This is a genomic window from Streptomyces sp. NPDC032472 (assembly GCF_040636955.1).
In the GTDB taxonomy this organism is placed as follows: domain Bacteria; phylum Actinomycetota; class Actinomycetes; order Streptomycetales; family Streptomycetaceae; genus Streptomyces.
Map to the genome: position 1 here is coordinate 24856 of NZ_JBEZVK010000060.1, position 17274 is coordinate 42129.

Here is a 17274-nt window from a genome sequence, read left to right on the forward strand (position 1 = left end):
CCGCGGGCGCCGGGCATCAGGGCATCCCCCCAGATCGGAGCGGGGGATATCAGGGTTGTCCCAGGGTAGGGCCCGATGCCGCGGGGCCGGACGGCCCGCCACCATGGACCCATGACCAAGCACGACTCCCCGCCGCAGGCAGCCCGGGACGGGCGGGCCACCGACCGCGGCACCGACCGGACGTCCGACCGCGGCACCGATCGCGGCGCAGACCGGCCGCCCCTGCGCCGCAGCAAGCGCGACAAGGTCCTCGCCGGCGTGTGCGGGGGCCTGGGCCGGTACTTCGACCTGGACCCGGTGGTCTTCCGGATCGTGCTCGGCGTCCTCGCCGTCACCGGCGGCGTCGGCCTGATCTTCTACGGCTTCGCCTGGCTGCTGCTGCCCGTGGAGGGCGAGGAGGACAGCGAGGCGAAGAAGATGCTGACCGGCCGGGTCGAAGGGGCCACCCTGGCCGCGGTGTTCGCGGCGCTGGTCGGGTGCGCGCTGTTCCTTTCGATGCTGGACAACGGGGGGCTGGCGGCCTTCTCCGTCCTGGTGGTCCTCGCGCTGGGCGGGGCCGCGTACTGGTCCCAGCGCCACCGGCACGCCCCGGCGCCCGAGGCGGAGCCCCAGGCGGGCGGCGGCGGCAGTCCGGCGCCGCCGGAGACGAAGGCCCCGCCGGCGCCCGGCAGCCCGTCGTGGTGGCGGGACCCGCTGGTCAAGGACGGCACCACGGGCCCGGTCGGGGCGAGCGGCTACCTGTGGGGGCCCGCCGCATATGACGACGCCGCGGCTGCCGCGGCGGATGCGGCGGGCGGCCGGGGCGCGGGCACGTCCGTCTCCGGCCGGGGAACGGGAGCCCTGCGGAGGCCGGACGGCTCCGGGATCGGCGGCCGGGTGTTCGTGCTGGCGGTGCTGGCCGGGGCCGCCGCGACCGCTTCGGTCTGGCAGGGCAGCACGCTCTCGCACGCGCTCCAGATCGGGCTGGCCTCGGCCCTGGCGGTCTTCGGGCTGGGCCTGGCGGTCAGCTCGGTCAAGGGACGCACCGGCTTCGGGACGGTACTGCTGGCGATGATCACGGCCGGGCTGCTGGCCGGGGCCTCCGCGCTGCCCCGCGAGGTCGGCACGGACTGGCAGTACGTGGAGTGGCGGCCGGCCGCGGTGGCCGACGTCAAGCCGCGCTACGAGTCCGGCACGGGGCTCGCCACCCTCGACCTGAGCCGCCTGGACGTCCCCAAGGGCACCACCTTGACCGTGCACGCCGAGATCGGGGCGGGCCGCCTGAAGGTGGTCGTGCCCCGCGAGGTCACCGCGCAGGCGGACGTCTCCGTCAAGCTCGGCGACATCAGGCTGCCCGGCGACGACAGCCGGGACGTACGCATCAAGAGCGGCGGCGAAACCCAGCAGGAGACGCTGAAGCCGGCCGCCGGCACCGAGGCCGGCGGAACGATCGAGCTGCACCTGCACGCGGGTGTGGGACAGGTGGAGGTGGCCCGTGCGGCGTCATGAGTTCCAGCCGGGACGGCTGATCGCGGGCCTGGTCCTGACGGCCGCGGGCGTGCTGTACCTGCTCGACGCGACCGGCGAGGCCGACCTGCCCTGGTTCCTCGTCGTCCCCATGGCGGCGGGCGGGCTGGTCCTGGCCTCGTTCGTCGGGATGGTGACCTACGCGGTGCGGCGCGACCGCCGGAGCCTGTCGGACCCCGCCTACGGCGCCGACCGCGCGGACCGCTCCGAGCGGCGGGACCGGATGAGGGAGTCGAGCGAGTAGTCGGGGGCGCCGGCGAGGACCAGCGGGAGCCAGGCCATCAGGTAGGCCAGGTCGTTGCCGTAGTAGTACGGGGACACCTGCCAGGACACCGTGAGCCACAGGCTGAGCGAGATCAGCGCCCCGCCGGCGGCGGCGAGCCGGGTCAGCAGCCCGGCGAGGACGCCCAGGCCCACCGCGATCTCCCCGATGGCCAGCAGGACGGCGAAGCCGACGGGCGAGAGCAGGGCCAGGTCCACCAGGGCGGGGACGGCGGAGGTGTCGCGGACGCCGTGCATCAGCTCGCCGATGGAGCCGCTGCCGGTGGCGGACAGGAACGCGGGGTCGGTCAGCTTGTCCAGGCCCGCGTAGACGAAGGTCACGCCCAGGAAGATCCGCAGCGGCAGGAGCGCGTACCGGGCGGCCTTCTCCCGCAGGGTGGGGGCCGCGGCCGGGTGTGCTTCGGGAACGTCGGTTCGGGTCACGCCCCCATGTCTACCCGCTTCATTCGGCCACGTCGACGGTGCAGCGGTTGGATTCCACTCCGGCCGCCGTGACCACCTGGACTTCCACGCGCCCCGGTTCCACTTCCGCCGGGACCGGTACGGTCAGCACCGCGTCCGAGGGGTTGGTGAACCCGCCCGCCACCGGGACCAGCGGCACGTGCACGTGCACCGCTCCGATCCGCACCACCAGCCGCGCGAGCATCTCCGGCGTCTGCGCCCCGGGCGGGACGAAGCCGACCCCCCGGATCTCGATGTCGTCGCCCGGCCGGATCGCCGCGTCGAGGTCGCCGGGCTCGCGTCTGCGGACCACCGACAGCACCAGCGGACGGGTCACCTCCGCGTACTTCGCCGCCAGGTACACCGCCGCCGACAGCGCCACCAGCACCGCCAGCGCCCACGGCAGCCGCGGCAGCCGGTCGGGGAACCTGGCCAGGGTCACCGCCGCGTAGGCCAGCACCACCGTGGAGACCAGCACGTACTGCGCGTCGGGGAAGCTGCCGCGGCCCGCGTCGTCGGTGAGCAGGTCCGCCCCGCGCGGCCGGTCCGCCGGCAGCTTCTGCAGCCGCTGGCCCAGGATCCGTACGGTCACCACCCGGCGCACCAGCACCGCCACCGCCGAGGTGAGGGCCACCACCGTCAGCAGTGGCAGGGCCTGCTCCAGCGCGAGGCCCTCGTACAGCGCGCGCCGATGCGGCCCGTGCGGGGAGGCCGCCAGCTGCAGCGCGGGCAGCAGCGCGGCGAACGCGGTCAGCAGCAGCCAGGCGCTCGGCACCGTCTTCGAGGTGGACAGCCGGTTGTCCTCCCCGACCAGCGGGGCGAGCAGCCCGCCGCGCACCGGCTGGGCGCGTGCGGCGGCGGTGAGCAGCCCGGCCAGGACCACGGCCGCCAGCAGCCCGGCGGTGCGGGCCGCGGACCAGCCGGTGCCGAGCGCGGTGCCGACCTGCGCCAGCAGCAGCACCCCGGCCGCGACCCACACGGCGAGCACCGCCCGCCGGGAGAACAGGTACAGCCAGGAGTTGCCGGCCTCGCGGCCGCGGTCGGCGACGGTGCGGGCCGAGAGGGTCAGCTCGTCGGAGACCCACTGCCGGGAGGCGCCGGCGGAGCGGGCCACCGCGGCCGGCAGCCCCTGCCCGGCGGCGAACTCGTCCCGCTTCTCCAGGAACGCGGCGACCGCGCGCCGGTGCCCCTCCTGCGCGCCGTGCGGGCAGTCGTCGCAGGTGCAGGCGCCGCCGTGGGTGCTTCGGGGGATCTGTTGGACAGCCACGTGCCTGCCGCCTCTCTGAACTACGGTGCAATGCCAGCGAATTGTGCACCACTGCGGCAGTGCTCCGGATTGCGCACGATGTCAGAGCAGGTGATTGTCCGTTCATGATGTTGACGTCACCCGCACGGCCCACCCGCCGGACGTCCCGCCGTGCGTCCCGCCGGACGTCCCGCCGGACGTCCTGCCGGACCTCCCGCCGGACGTCCTACGCGACGGACTGCCGCAGGGGCTGGTAGCTGACCCAGGCCGCGAGGTCCGTGCCGAACCGCTCCCGGGCGGCGAGCGCGCTGCGGTGGTCGACGGGCACCGGCTTGCCGGCGGCCCGCGCGATCAGCTGCACCTGCGCGGCCCGCTCCGCAGCGACGAACCACCAGGCCGCCGCGTCCACGGAGCCCCCGACCGTCAGCAGCCCGTGGTTGCGCAGGATCAGCGCCTTGTACGGGCCGAGCGCGCGGGCGATCAGGCGGCACTCCTCGGCGTCGCCGGCGCCGTGCGTGTACGCGTCGACGAGGGCGTGGTCCTCGTAGAAGGCGCAGGCCTCCTGGGTGATCGGGGCGAGGAGTTCGCCGAGCGCAGCGAGCGCCCTGCCGTACGGGGCGTACGCGCGGACCACGGCCACGACCTCGGGCCGGGCCCGGTGCACGGCCGCGTGCACGGCGAAGGCCAGCTCGTTGACCCGCCGCTCCCCCTGCAGGACCCGCCCGTCCCCGTCGACGAGGAGCAGTTCGCCGGCTGTCAGGGTGGCCGACGCCCGGCCGAAGGGGTTCACCCAGTAGCAGTCGTCGTACTCGGGGTCCCGGGCGGTGACGTGCCCGGCGACGCCCTCCTCGTAGCCGAGCCGGGCGAACAGCCGCAGCGCACCGGCGAGGCGCTCCTTGCGGTGCGCTCGCTCCTGCGCCGGGTCGTCGTGGACGGGCGGCAGCTCGAAGCGCAGCCGGTCCACGGGCACGGGGCCGGGGCGCACGGGGCCGGGGCGCACGGATTCGAGCCGGTCCGGCTGCATGGCGGTCCCCTCCTCGGTCGGTTCGCGGCGCAAGGTACCCGCGGGGCCCGCAACTGGCCAGAGGAACGGCGAAGCCGCCGCCCACGGTGGGGGGCGGCGGCTTCGTCACGTACGGGCGGGGACTACTCCCACTCGATGGTGCCCGGGGGCTTGCTCGTGCAGTCCAGGACGACGCGGTTGACGTCCTTGACCTCGTTGGTGATGCGGGTCGAGATCCGGGCGAGGACCTCGTACGGCATGCGCGTCCAGTCCGCGGTCATGGCGTCCTCGGAGGAGACGGGGCGCAGCACGATCGGGTGGCCGTAGGTGCGGCCGTCGCCCTGGACGCCGACGCTGCGGACGTCCGCGAGCAGGACGACCGGGCACTGCCAGATCTCGCGGTCCAGGCCGGCCGCGGTCAGCTCGTGGCGGGCGATGGCGTCGGCCTCGCGCAGCAGGTCCAGGCGCTCCTTGGTGACCTCGCCGACGATGCGGATGCCCAGGCCCGGGCCGGGGAACGGCTGGCGCTGGACGATCTCCTCGGGCAGGCCGAGCTCCTGGCCGACCATGCGGACCTCGTCCTTGAACAGCTGGCGCAGCGGCTCGACGAGCTCGAACTCGATGTCCTCGGGGAGGCCGCCCACGTTGTGGTGGGACTTGATGTTGGCGGTGCCGGTGCCGCCGCCGGACTCGACGACGTCCGGGTACAGGGTGCCCTGGACCAGGAAGGCCACGTCCGGGCCGCCCTCGGCCTCGGCGATGATCTCGGCCTGGGCCTGCTCGAAGACGCGGATGAACTCGCGGCCGATGATCTTCCGCTTGGTCTCCGGGTCGGAGACGCCGGCCAGCGCCTTCAGGAAGCGCTCCTGGGCGTCGACGACCTTCAGCTGCACGCCGGTGGCCGCGACGAAGTCCTTCTCGACCTGCTCGGTCTCGCCCTTGCGCATCAGGCCGTGGTCGACGTACACGCAGGTCAGCTGGGAGCCGATGGCCTTCTGGACGAGGGCCGCGGCGACCGCGGAGTCCACGCCGCCCGAGAGGCCGCAGATGGCGCGCTTGTCGCCGACCTGCTGGCGGATCGCCTCGATCTGCTCCTCGACGATGTTGCCGGTGGTCCAGGTGGGCTGCAGGCCCGCACCGCGGTAGAGGAAGTGCTCCAGGACCTGCTGGCCGTGCGTGGAGTGCATCACCTCGGGGTGGTACTGCACGCCGTACAGGCTCTTCTCGTCGTTCTCGAAGGCCGCGACCGGGACGACGTTCGTCGACGCGGTGACGGTGAAGCCCTCGGGGGCGGCGGAGCAGGCGTCGCCGTGGGACATCCACACCGACTGGTGCTCGGGGGTGCCCTCGAAGAGGGTGGAGCCGGTCTTGGAGACGGCCAGCGGGGTACGGCCGTACTCGCGGGCGCCGGTGTTGTCGACGGTGCCGCCGAGGGTGGTCGCCATCAGCTGGAAGCCGTAGCACATGCCGAAGACCGGGACGCCGGACTCGAACAGGCCGCGGGCGTCGTCCAGGCGCGGGGCACCCTCCTCGTACACGGAGGACGGGCCGCCGGAGAGGATGACCGCCTTGGGGTTCTTGGCCAGCATCTCGGCGACGGGCATCGTGCTGGGCACGATCTCGCTGTAGACCCGTGCTTCGCGGACACGACGGGCGATGAGCTGGGCGTACTGGGCGCCGAAGTCGACGACGAGAACCGTGTCCGGGGCGCTGTCGTGGGCGGCGGAGGGTGCTTCTGGCACGGGGCGGCCTTCCGGCGGAAGAGGGTGGCTGTTTTGTCAATTCTAACGGGGGACACGCGGACCGATTCGTCTCACCGTCCGAGGCCGGGATCACGCGGGCCTGGGTGGCGCCAAGGTCCGCCGCGTCTCAGCATCCGGGCCGGGTTGGCCCGCGGCCGAGCGGCCGGTCATAATCCGTTTCATGCGCAAGCACATGGGCTTCCTCTTTACCTATGGCACCGGACGGTCCGGCCGCCATGGGTCCTCGTGATGCTCGCTTGAGCCACTGACTTCCCGAAGCGCCCCGGTCCGATCAGGACCGGGGCGCTTCTCGTTTCCCACCGGTCCTGCGGACTCCCCGCCCCACACCGACAGGAGACCCCCGCCATGAGCAGCACCGCCACCGCCACCGCCACCGAGCAGCTGATCGCCGCCTCCCGCGAGCGCATCGACGCCATCGACGACCGGATCATCGGCCTGATCCAGGAGCGGATGGCCGTCTCGGCGGTCATCCAGGACGCCCGGATCACCTCCGGCGGCCGCCGCGTCCACCTCTCCCGCGAGATGGAGGTGCTCGCGCACTGGAGCGACGCCCTCGGCAAGCCCGGCACCGGCCTGGCCATGACCCTGCTGGAACTGTGCCGCGGCCGCGTCTGACGCCTGTTCGTCACCCGTCCGGCCCGTGACCGGGCCCGGAGGCCGTCGTTGGTGGGGGTGGCCGCGTCAGCCAGGCGCGACCGCCGCACCACGCGTGGCTCCGCCGGAGCGATGAGGCGCACGACCCGTGGGCCGTGCGTCGTGGGACCTCGCTCCTTCGCGTGACCGGACGGCAGGGGACAGCAGCCCGGTCACCCCGGAAAGGACGGCCGGCTCGGGGGACGCCCCGGGCCGGCCGTTTTTGCGTGCACGGCCCTGTCCCGGCCCGGCCCTGTTGCTGCCCGGCCCTGTTGCTGCCCGGCCCCTTTGCGGCCCGCCCCTCCCCCTCTGCGCCGCCCACGGAGCCCTGCGGACCGCCACTCGGTGTGACCGACACCACACGGAAACGGCGCTTGTCCGGGTACAACCTTCAGAGGCGAACACCTGTCACCTATGTACCGCGGCGGGTACCGCGCTCGGAGGGGGAGCGCGGTACCCGCCGCGTGTCATGTGCCGGGTCGCACGCGCCGCGGCCCCGCCTCAGGCGCCGGCCGGCCGCGGCGGCACCTCCGGGACCGGCAGCATCGGCAGCCGCAGCGCGCCGAAGGCCTCCTTCGGCACCGCCGGGCGCACCGGCTCCACCGCGGAGACGCGCACGTAGGCCCCGCCCTGCTCGGGGCGCGGGTCCTGCTCGCCCTTGTTCGGCCAGTACGACATCGCCCGCTCCGCCTGCGCAGTGATCGTCAGCGACGGGTTGACCCCGAGGTTGGCGGAGACCGCCGAGCCGTCCACCACGGAGATGCCGGGGTGCCCGTACAGCCGGTGGTACGGGTCGACGACGCCCTCGGCGGGCGAGGCGCCGATCGGGCAGCCGCCGAGGAAGTGCGCGGTCAGCGGGGTGCCCATCAGCTCGCCCACGTTGCTGCCGGGGAAGCCGTTGATCTCCTCGGCGAGCAGGGTCGCGGCCCGGGTGGCCTCCTCGATCTGCACCGGGTTCGGGGCACCGTGCCCCTGGCGGGCGGTGAGCAGGCCCTTGCCGAGGCCGCCGGGGCGGCGGTAGGTGGTCAGGGAGTTGTCCAGCGACTGCATGACCAGGCCGATGATCGTCCGCTCCGACCAGCGGCGGTTCGACAGCGAACGCAGCAGCTGCACCGGGTGCTTCGCGGTCCGGGCGAACCAGGCCCGCACCCGGTGCCGGCTGTAGGGCACCTGCAGGACGGTCAGGAAGCCCATCGCGTTGGAGCCGCGGCCGTAGCGGACGGGCTCGATGTGGGTGTCGGCGTCGGGGTGCACGGAGGAGGTGATCGCCACGCCGCGGGTGAAGTCGGCGCGCTGCTCCTTGCCGGGGCCCCCGCCGTGCCGCCTGCGGTAGCGGCGGTCGTCGGTCTGGGCGCCGACCAGGCCCTCCGAGTTGGTGCGGGTCAGCTCGCCGAGGCGGTCGGAGATCCGCGGGAGCAGCCCGTTGTCCTTCATGGTGTGCAGCAGCGTCTGCGTGCCGTACGTGCCCGCCGCGACCACCACGTACCGGGCGCGCAGCTCCTTGGCGACGCCGCGGCGGCGGGCGTCGGTCGGGACGGTGCGGACGCGGTAGCCGCCCTGCGGGTGCTCGGCGAGGGCGGTGACCGTGGTCATCGGGTGGATCACGGCGCCGGCGCGCTCGGCGAGGTGCAGGTAGTTCTCGTTCAGGGTGTTCTTCGCGCCGTGCCGGCAGCCGGTCATGCACTCGCCGCACTCGGTGCAGGCCCTGCGGGCGGGGCCTGCACCGCCGAAGTACGGGTCGTCCACCTCCTGGCCGGGCCTGGCCACGGCCCCGCCCTCGGCGTCCGCGCCGTCGCCGAAGAACACGCCGACCGGGGCCATGTGGAAGGTGTCCCCGACGCCCATCTTCTCGGCGACCGCCTTGAGGTGGACGTCGGAGGGGGTCGTGGTCGGGTTGAGGCGCACCCCGAGCATCCGCTTGGCCTGCTCGTAGTACGGGGCGAGCTCCTCGCGCCAGTCGGTGATCGAGGCCCACTGCCGGTCCTCGAAGAACGCGGTCGGGGGAACGTAGAGGGTGTTGGCGTAGTTGAGGGAGCCGCCGCCCACGCCGGCGCCCGCGAGCACCATCACGTTGCCGAGCAGGTGGATCCGCTGGATCCCGTACAGGCCGAGGGCCGGGGCCCACAGGTAGTTGCGCAGGTCCCAGCTGTTCTTCGGCAGGCTCTCGCGGGTGAACCGGCGCCCGGCCTCCAGGACGCCGACGCGGTAGCCCTTCTCGGTCAGCCGCAGCGCCGAGACCGATCCTCCGAAGCCCGATCCGATGACGATGACGTCGTAGTCGTACGACACTGCTGTGCCTCCTCGGCGGTCGGCGGTCGGCTGTCGGCTGTCGGCTGTCGGCTGTCGGCTGTCGGGGGTTCAGCGCAGGCGGAGAGCCTTCATCACCTTCAGGCTGCGGGTCATGAACGCCGCGTACTTCTCGTCGTCCATGCCCAGCGCGGGCGCCATCGGCAGCACCCGCTGGTGGGCGACGGTCTGGGCCTCGGTGTACTTGAGGATGCCCTCGGAGCCGTGTCGGCGGCCGAGGCCGGAGTCCTTCATGCCGCCCATGGGCGCCTGGGCGCTGCCGTAGGCGGGGGCGTAGCCCTCGTTGATGTTGACGGTGCCGGTGCGCAGGCGGGCGGCGACGGCGTGGCCACGGCGGGCGTCCTTGGTCCAGACGCTGGAGTTGAGCCCGTACGCGGTGGCGTTGGCCTCGGCGATGACCTCGTCCTCGTCGGTGAAGCGGTAGACGGAGACCACCGGGCCGAACGTTTCCTCGCTGCACACCGCCATCGGCGCCTCGACGCCGTCGAGGATGGTGGGCTCGTAGAACAGCGGGCCGATGTCGGGCCGGGCGGTGCCGCCCGCGACCAGGGTGGCGCCCTTGGCGACGGCCTCGTCCACGTGCCGGGTCACGGTCTCCAGCTGGCGCTCGCCGACCAGCGAGCCCATGTCCGCGCCGTACGCGAGGGAGCTGCCGAGCCGCATCGCCCTGGTGCGGGCGGCGAAGCGGTCGAGGAACGCGTCGGCGATCGAGGCGTGGACGTAGAGCCGCTCGATGGAGATGCACAGCTGGCCGGCGGAGGAGAAGCAGGCGCGGACGGCGCCCGCGGCGGCCTTCTCCACGTCGGCGTCGTGCAGGACGAGCATGGCGTTCTTGCCGCCGAGTTCGAGGGAGACCCCGACGAGGCGGGCGGCCGCGCCCTGGGCGACCTCGCGGCCGGTACGGGTGGAGCCAGTGAAGGAGACGTAGTCGGCGTGCCGGACCACCTCGGGGCCGACGACGGGGCCCTCGCCCAGGACGATCTGGAAGACCTCGGCGGGCAGCCCGGCCTCGATCAGCAGGTCGCGGGCCCACAGGGCGGTGAGCGCGGTCTCGGTGTCGGGCTTCATCACGACGGCGTTGCCGGAGACGAAGGCGGGCAGGGCGTCGCCGACGGAGAGTTCGAGCGGGTAGTTCCAGGGGGCGATCTGGCCCACGACCCCGCGCGGCTGGCGCAGCTCGGTGACCTTGGTCAGGGTCGGCATCGCGCCCGTGTGGCTCTTGGGGCGCAGGTACGCGGGCGCCTTGCGGCCGTAGTGGCGGGCGGCGACGGCCACGGCCTGGACCTCTTCGTGCGCGTGCAGGCGGGCCTTGCCCGTCTCCAGCTGGATCAGGTCCAGCACCTCGGCCTGGCGGGCCAGGACCAGGTCGTGGAAGCGGAGCAGGACGGCGGCCCGGCGGCGGACGGGCACCGCGGCCCAGGCGGTCTGCGCGGCGCGGGCCCGGCCGAAGGCCTCGGCGACGTCCTCGGGGGTGGCCTCGGGGAGGTCGGCGAGCTTGTCCCCGGTGAAGGGGGTGTGGTTCGCGGTCCGACCGGAGCCGATCACTCCGCGGGTGAGCCGGGAGACCAGGCCGGGGGTGACCACGTCGGCTGCGGTGCGGGCACCGGCCGGCGCGGGAGCGACCGGGTTGGTGGGCTGCGGTGCGGTGCGGAGGGGGGCCGCCGGGGCCTGCGAGTCCGTCATGGCGGTGAGCGTATTGCTCGCGGGAGGCTTTGGGTACCCGTCGGTAACCGGATTTTGCCAAACCCGCCAGCAATCGCTGGCAGGATGCCGTCCCGCCCGGCCGGACGGGCCCTGGGGCTCAGCCCTTCTTGGCGGGCGGCGCCCAGCCGCTGAGCACCGTGTCGAACTGCTGGCGGGTGGTGGCCCAGTCGGCGGCCGGGCCCGACATGTACACCGCGTACTCGGTGCCGTCCGGGGCGATGTACATCTGCTCGATGGCCCGGCGCGGCCCCGCCTGGGTGCCCTTCTCGGTCCAGGTGAACTCCCAGAGGGCCGAGCGGGTGCTGTCCTGGAAGGTGTTCTGGTTCAGCTTCTGCCGCTTGTAGTCCGAGCGCTGCTTCACCTGCTTCTCCAGGTCCAGCAGGTGCGCGTACGGGGTGTCGTAGTCCGGCGTGGTGTCCGTCGCGATCCGGATGAAGTGCCTTCCGTTGTCGGCGGTGTAGTCGATCTGGTTGCCGTCCATCTGGCGCTTCCAGCCCTCCGGTACGTAGAGGGTGAAGCCGACCGGGTCGGTGACCTCGGTGTAGCCCGAGGGCGGTCCGGCGTCCTCCTCGCCGTCCTGCGCATCGGGCGCGCTCGCGTTCTTGTCCGAGCCGCGGTCCTCCTCGGAGTCCCCGGTGAGCTTCAGCACCCCGAACACGGCGCCGCCGCCGAGCAGCGCCGCCACCAGGGCGACGGCCGCGGCCCGCCGGATCCGGCCGGCGCTGCGGTCCGACGGCGCGGGAGCGGCGGGCTGTTCGGGCAGGGCCGCGGTGCGTACGGGCTCGGCCGCGGTGGCGGCGTCCGGCACGGCGGCGGTGGCCGTGAGGGGCGGTGCGGAGGCGGTGGCGGAGGCCGCGGCCGGCTTGGGGGCGTGCGCGGTGGCGAGTTCCTCCGGGGTCACCGCGCGGGTCGGCACGTACGCCTGCGCCGCCTTCGGCTCGCGGCCCTCCATCGCCTCCAGCAGCATCCGCTCCGTCTCCTGCGCGGAGGGCCGCTCCTCGGGGTCCTTGCGCAGCAGCGCGGTGATGACCGGGCCGAGCGGGCCGGACTGCCGCGGCGCGGGCGGCTCGTCGTTGACCACGGCCTGGAGGCTGGAGATGGGCGAGGTGCGGCGGAACGGCGAGCGGGCCTCGACCGCCGTGTACAGGGTGGCGCCCAGCGACCACAGGTCGGAGGCGGTTCCGGGGGTGGCACCGGTGACCCGCTCGGGGGCCAGGTAGTCGATGGAGCCGACGATCTCGCCGGTGCGGGTGATGGAGGAGTCGCCCTCGATCGCGGCGATCCCGAAGTCGGTGAGCAGGACCCGCCCGTCCTTGGCGAGCAGCACGTTGCCGGGCTTGACGTCGCGGTGCAGGACGCCGACCGCGTGCGCGGCGCGCAGCGCGCCCAGCACGTGCAGCCCGATGCGGGCCGCCTCGCGGGGATCGATCCGGCCGGCCGCCTTGGCCGCCTCGGCGAGGGAGGGGCCGTCGACGTGCTCCATGACGATCCACGGCCGGTCGTCGTGCTCCAGCACGTCGTGGACGGTCACCACCGCCGGGTGCTGGATCCGGGCCGCGGCCCGGGCCTCCTTCTGCGTCCGGGCGTGCAGGACCTCCCGGTCGGCCTGGGCCACGTACAGACCCGCCGTCAGTTCCTTGACCGCGACGGTCCTGTTCAGGAGCTCGTCATGGGCGCGCCAGACCTTGCCCATGCCGCCGCTGCCGATGGGCTCCACGAGCCGGTACCGGCCGGCGAGCACTGCGCCCACACCTGTCTGCTGTTCCACGAAACCCCGCCACTCTGTGCACTCCGGGCCAGATTACGAATGCGGCGGCTCCGCCGATACACGGAGGGCACGGTTCCGGCACCACTGTGACGCAATTGCCGTACTGATTCTCCATCAGCCGCCCGATTTGTAACTGCCCGTGGCCTTATCGAAGACCTCGGTGACCTTGCCCTCGCCGTCCTGCGGGCCCGTCACCATGACGACGTGGTAGCTGCCGCCGAGGGCCACGACGAAGTTGCGGGCCACGACGTTGCGGCCGGCGCCGTCGATCCAGGTGTAGCGGCCGGTGACGCGCAGCTGCTGGCCCACCTTGGTGGTCTTCACGTCGCCGCCGCTGGCCCAGGTGGAGGAGCGGTACGGGGCCAGCTCGGGCTCCTTGTCCTTCTGGTAGGTCGCCGGATCCGGGTTGCCGCCCTCGACCTTGTCCCGGCCCGGGACGACGGTCAGGACGTACTGGCCGTCGGTGTAGCGGACCTGGCCGGCCTCGTTCATCCCGCGGCGCTCCCAGCCGTCGGGCACGGCGATCTCGAAGTGCTCCGGGTCCTGCTGGGTGGTGTAGCCGGGCGGGGCGGGGGCCGGGGTCTGGAGCCGGGTCGGGGCCGGGGTACGGTCCGGGGCCGGGCTCTTGGGGGCGGCCGCGGGCGAGGAGGTGCGCGTATCGGCCACGGGCGCGGGCGCGTCGGCCTTGCCGGCCTTGTCGGCCTCCTGCGCCCTGGGGAGGAACAGCATGGCGTACGCCACGGCCCCGGCCATCAGGGCGAGCACGCCCAGCAGCAGGGTCCGGCCGAGGTGGCGCGGCCTGTGGGAGGGGGCCGGGTTGCGGTGCCGGCCGTGCAGGTCGCCGCGGCGGCGTACGACGGGCAGCCGGGCCGGATCCGGCTCCGGCGCCGGGAGCGCGCCGGGGCCCGCGGCATCCGGCTCGGGCGCGGACCGCACGAGGGAGCGCAGCCAGCCGCGGAGCTCCTCGAAGTCGGGGCGCTCGGTGGGGTCCTGACGCAGCAGCGACTCCACGACGGGGCGCAGCGGACCGCACTCCTCCGCGAAGGCGGGGGGCTCGGCGCAGACCATCTCGACGAGCTCGGCGACGCTGTCCTCGGGGTACGGGGCGTGGCCCTGCACGGCCCGGTAGAGCAGCGCGCCGAGCGCCCACAGGTCGGTGGCCGGCCCGACGGGGGCCGCCAGCTGCCAGGGGCCGCTGACGGCACCGGCCGCCTGCTCGGGGGCCCAGCGCTCGGTGACGGCCCCGACCACGGCCATCCGCGTCTGCCGGGCCCGCTCCGCGTCCAGCCCGGTGCGGGGGCCGCCCCCGGCCCCGCCCCAGGCCCCGCCGTACCCGCCAGGCTCCCGCCCGGGCGCGGGGGGCGGCGTGGCCGGGGAGCGCGGGCCTCGGGGGCCTTGGGGGCCTTGGGGGCCTTGCGGGCCGCCGCCCGCGCCGGGGGTCGCGGGCGCGTGGTGCAGGTCCCTGCCGGGCTCCCGCCCGGACTCGGGGCGCGGGGTCATGGCGGGGTCCGGGCCCGCCCCCGGGGACACCACGCCCCCGGCCCGGGGCTCGGCAGTGGCGTACGGCCCGGGTACGGCGCCCGGGGTGTGCGGCGCCGGCCCACCGGCTGCGTGCGGAGCCCTGGTCTGGTCGGCGGGCTGCTGCCCGGGCGGGGGCGCGGGGCGGGAGCCGGCCGGGTGGGCCGGGATCGGCAGGTTCGGCCGGGGGTGGCCGGGCCGGCCGGGGCGCAGGTGGGCTGTGGGGTCTTCGGCCTGGTGGTAGCCCTGGGGCAGCGCGAGTTGGGCCGGGAGCGCCGGCCGTACCGGGCCGGCCGGGCCGGCCTCCGGCCGTGCGTGCGGAGCGCTCCCGCCTCCGGCCTCGGCCGACGGAAGCGGGCCCTGCCGACGCGGCGCCGCCCCGTGCCAGGGCACAGCCCCGCCGTCGGCACCGCCCGTGGGGCCGGCACCCCTGCCTGCGGTGGCGTCCGTACCGGTGGCCGCTCCCGCGCCGGAGGCCATTGCGGTGCCGGTGCCGATGCCCGTGTCGGCCTCCGCTCCGGGGGCCGGCTCCGTACCGGCCCTCGCGCCAGGGGCCGTTCCGCTGCCGGAGCCGCCGCCGGCCGTTCCCGGGCCCGTCCCCAGGCCGGGGGCGGTGCCCAGGCCGGAAGCGGTGCCCGCGCCGGATTCGCCGTCCGGGCCGACACCCGGTCGGGCGGCCGACGCGGCAGCACCGGCGGTACCTTCCCCCGGCGCCGGGGAGGCACCCGTACCGGAGGGTGAGCCGGGAGCCGTACCCGTACCGCCGGACGAGCCGGGGACGGCGCCCTGGCCGGTTCCGGGGCTGGCCGGGGTGGCCGGGACGGGCCCGCCGTAGGGGTACTCGTAGCCCTGCGGGAGGTTCGAGCCCTGCGGGCGGGGGCCCGCGGGCGGCGCGGGGACGGCCTTGCGCTGCTCGGTGACGCGGGCCGTCGCGGCCTGCGCGCCCGCCCGGTACGCGGCGATGGCCCCGGCGCGGGCGGCGGCCTTCGGCTCGGGCCGGTCCGTGTCCCGGGCTCCCGGGGTGATGCGGTCCGTGTAGCGGGGCCCGGTGTCGTAGCCGGGCGCCACCAGCGGGGCGTAACCGCCCTCGCCCGCCCGCCGGTCCGACGCCTGCGGCGCCTCGTCGCCCCGGCCGGCGCCACCGGCGCCCGTCACCCCGGGACCATCCGAACCGGACGCGGCGTACGGCCCCGGGTCGCCGGGCCCAGGTTGGGCCGGCAGCGAGCCGTAGCCCCGCGAGGCGGGTTCCCCGGAACCGGGACGGGCCGGCAGCGCGCCCGGGGCGGTCTGCGGGACTGCGTGACCGGGCCCGGGCCGGGCCGGCACCACGTCGTGGCCGGGCGGGGTGGGCGCGAGCGGGCCGCCGGGCAGCGGCGGGGTATTGCCGGCCGGCGGGGCCGGGGCCGCGCCGGGGCCGGGCGGCAGTGAACCGGGCACCGAGAACGGTCCGTTGGGGGGCGGCGGGGTGTCCCACGCCTGGGCGGTGGGGTCGGGCGGGACCGGGTCGTAGCCGCAGAGGGCGTCCTCCGCGGCGCCGGCCGCCAGGCCGGTCAGCACGACGCGCCCGTCATCGCATATCAACACGGTCCGGACCGTGATGTTCCGGTGCGTCCACCCGTGCGCGTGCAGCGCCCGCAGCGCGGTCAGCAGGTCCGCGGCGACCTCCGCCGCCCGGTACGGGGTCAGCGGCTCGTCGGCGAGCAGCGCGGCCAGCGGCCGGGCCGGCACCAGCTCGCTCACTATCCACAGCGACCCGCCCTCGGCGAACACGTCGAAGACCTGGTCCAGCCGCGGATGGTCCGGTACGGACGCGGCCGCCTGGGCCGCGGCGATGGCCCTGCGCACGGCCGGCAGTTCCCCGGCCTGCGGAGCGCTCCGGGGGGCGCGGCCGGGTCCGGCGGCGGGCCCGGTTAAGCCGTCGGCCTCGCCGTCCAGCAGCTCCGCGTCCACGATCTCCGGCAAGGGCACCTGCCGTACCAGGACTTCCTGCCCGCTCCGCGTGTCGAACGCCCGGGTCTCGACCAGTTCGTAGTCGTCCGACGGCGGCAGCGGCAGACGGTAGCGGCCGGCCAGGATCCGGCCCGCGTAGTCCTCCACTCCGCCTCCCCCGAGTACGTGCCGGGCGGCCGGTTCCCCACGGCCCCCGCTGACACGATACGTCGCCCGCAGCGCCCGCGTCCCGGGCCTTGGAAGGCTCGTCAGCCGAGCGGCTGGAAGGTCTGGAACGCCACGTTGCGCATCTGCGTGCACTCCGGCCCGTCCCACTGGTCCGCGGCGCAGCTGAGCATGATGGCGTAGCCGTGGGTCGAGTCGATCTTGAAGCCGCGGTCGAGCACCCGGACCCGGATGCCCTTCTGGTCGCGCTCGAACTCCCAGTCCGCGACGGTCGGGTAGTTCCGGTACGGGACCAGGTCGAGCCGGATCTGCCGGTAGTTCTGGCTGCTGGCCGCCACCCCGGGGGCCAGCGCGAACCAGGCTGCGCGGGCGTCGTTGCCGGGGTGGTTGGTGTAGTCGACCTGGATGCGCGGGAAGCCGCCGTCGAGGCTGTATATGGCTCCGGACTTGTCGCCGGCGATGTCCGTCTGCCGGAAGCCCTGGGGCATCGCCATCGAGAAGTGGTAGCCGGGGTCCGTCACCAGGGCGAAGCCCGCCGGGATCCCGCCGGCCGCGGGGCCGCCGGGGACGGCGCCCTGGCCCTGCCCCTGGCTCTGGCCCTGCGAGGCCGTCTGGCCCTGGCTCTGCCCGCCGCTCGGGCTCTGGCCCTGGCCCGGCTCGCCGGTGCCGCCGCCGGTCTTGCCGGCGGTGGCGGCGGTCTCGCCGGTCTTGCCGGAGCCGCCCGGGGCGGGAGTACCGGAGACCGTGGTGCCGCCCTGGCCGCCCTTGCCCTGGTTCTTCTTGTCCGCCGCGTCGTCGCCGCTGAACACGTACACCAGCAGCGAGCCGATGGCGGCGAGCGCGACGACCACGCCGGCGATGGCGAGCCCGATGGTGCGGCGGGACATCACGTCGGTGAGCGGGGCCGGCGCGACCTGGCCGGCCGCCGCGGCCACCGCGGAACATATGGTCTCGGCGAGCATGCGCTACCTCCGGGCAGTGCGGTCGG

General features: G+C 74.9%; 12 protein-coding genes. 3 read left to right on the forward strand and 9 right to left on the reverse strand.

Going from position 1 to position 17274, the window contains the following annotated elements:
• Positions 1 to 111: 111 nt before the first annotated feature.
• Together AB0F11_RS29630 and AB0F11_RS29635 are read left to right on the forward strand one after the other, a co-directional pair.
• On the forward strand, positions 112 to 1488 hold the full coding sequence (locus tag AB0F11_RS29630; protein ID WP_362180106.1) for a PspC domain-containing protein: 1377 nt from the start codon (positions 112 to 114) through the stop codon (positions 1486 to 1488).
• Entirely contained in the window at positions 1475 to 1750 is a 276-nt protein-coding gene (locus AB0F11_RS29635) for a hypothetical protein (RefSeq protein WP_362180108.1), read from the forward strand. The genes AB0F11_RS29630 and AB0F11_RS29635 overlap by 14 nt, the downstream gene beginning before the upstream one ends.
• Here the strand turns inward: AB0F11_RS29635 and AB0F11_RS29640 are convergent.
• The 4 genes from AB0F11_RS29640 to guaA form a co-directional block, all read right to left on the reverse strand.
• Entirely contained in the window at positions 1687 to 2211 is a 525-nt protein-coding gene (locus tag AB0F11_RS29640) for a TQO small subunit DoxD (RefSeq protein WP_362180111.1), read from the reverse strand. The two genes, AB0F11_RS29635 and AB0F11_RS29640, sit on opposite strands and share 64 nt — an antisense overlap.
• Positions 2212 to 2230: 19 nt before the next feature.
• Positions 2231 to 3496 (reverse strand): hypothetical protein, encoded by a 1266-nt coding sequence (locus AB0F11_RS29645; protein ID WP_362180114.1) that lies wholly within the window; start codon positions 3494 to 3496, stop codon positions 2231 to 2233.
• A 205-nt stretch (positions 3497 to 3701) separates the two neighbouring features.
• Positions 3702 to 4499 (reverse strand): class II aldolase/adducin family protein, encoded by a 798-nt coding sequence (locus AB0F11_RS29650; RefSeq protein WP_362180117.1) that lies wholly within the window; start codon positions 4497 to 4499, stop codon positions 3702 to 3704.
• Positions 4500 to 4621: 122 nt separating this feature from the next.
• Positions 4622 to 6220 carry a glutamine-hydrolyzing GMP synthase gene (gene guaA / locus AB0F11_RS29655; RefSeq protein WP_362180120.1) on the reverse strand — a complete coding sequence of 533 codons (1599 nt, stop codon included), beginning with the start codon at positions 6218 to 6220 and terminating at the stop codon, positions 4622 to 4624.
• Positions 6221 to 6586: 366 nt separating this feature from the next.
• Between guaA and AB0F11_RS29660 the strand changes: the two genes are divergently transcribed.
• Positions 6587 to 6856 carry a chorismate mutase gene (locus tag AB0F11_RS29660; RefSeq protein WP_362180123.1) on the forward strand — a complete coding sequence of 90 codons (270 nt, stop codon included), beginning with the start codon at positions 6587 to 6589 and terminating at the stop codon, positions 6854 to 6856.
• Positions 6857 to 7375: 519 nt separating this feature from the next.
• Here AB0F11_RS29660 and AB0F11_RS29665 read toward each other — a convergent pair.
• The 5 genes from AB0F11_RS29665 to AB0F11_RS29685 form a co-directional block, all read right to left on the reverse strand.
• Positions 7376 to 9163: a GMC family oxidoreductase gene (locus AB0F11_RS29665; RefSeq protein ID WP_362180126.1), complete on the reverse strand. Its 1788-nt coding sequence runs from the start codon at positions 9161 to 9163 to the stop codon at positions 7376 to 7378.
• Positions 9164 to 9232: 69 nt separating this feature from the next.
• Positions 9233 to 10864, reverse strand: coding sequence for a succinic semialdehyde dehydrogenase (locus AB0F11_RS29670; RefSeq protein WP_362180129.1), 1632 nt, complete (start codon positions 10862 to 10864; stop codon positions 9233 to 9235).
• A 118-nt stretch (positions 10865 to 10982) separates the two neighbouring features.
• On the reverse strand, positions 10983 to 12653 hold the full coding sequence (locus tag AB0F11_RS29675) for a serine/threonine-protein kinase (RefSeq protein WP_362180132.1): 1671 nt from the start codon (positions 12651 to 12653) through the stop codon (positions 10983 to 10985).
• 114 nt (positions 12654 to 12767) lie between these two features.
• Positions 12768 to 16268, reverse strand: a complete 3501-nt coding sequence (locus tag AB0F11_RS29680; protein ID WP_362180134.1) for a hypothetical protein — start codon at positions 16266 to 16268, stop codon at positions 12768 to 12770.
• A gap of 101 nt (positions 16269 to 16369) precedes the next feature.
• On the reverse strand, positions 16370 to 17248 hold the full coding sequence (locus AB0F11_RS29685) for a hypothetical protein (protein WP_362180137.1): 879 nt from the start codon (positions 17246 to 17248) through the stop codon (positions 16370 to 16372).
• Positions 17249 to 17274: the final 26 nt, after the last annotated feature.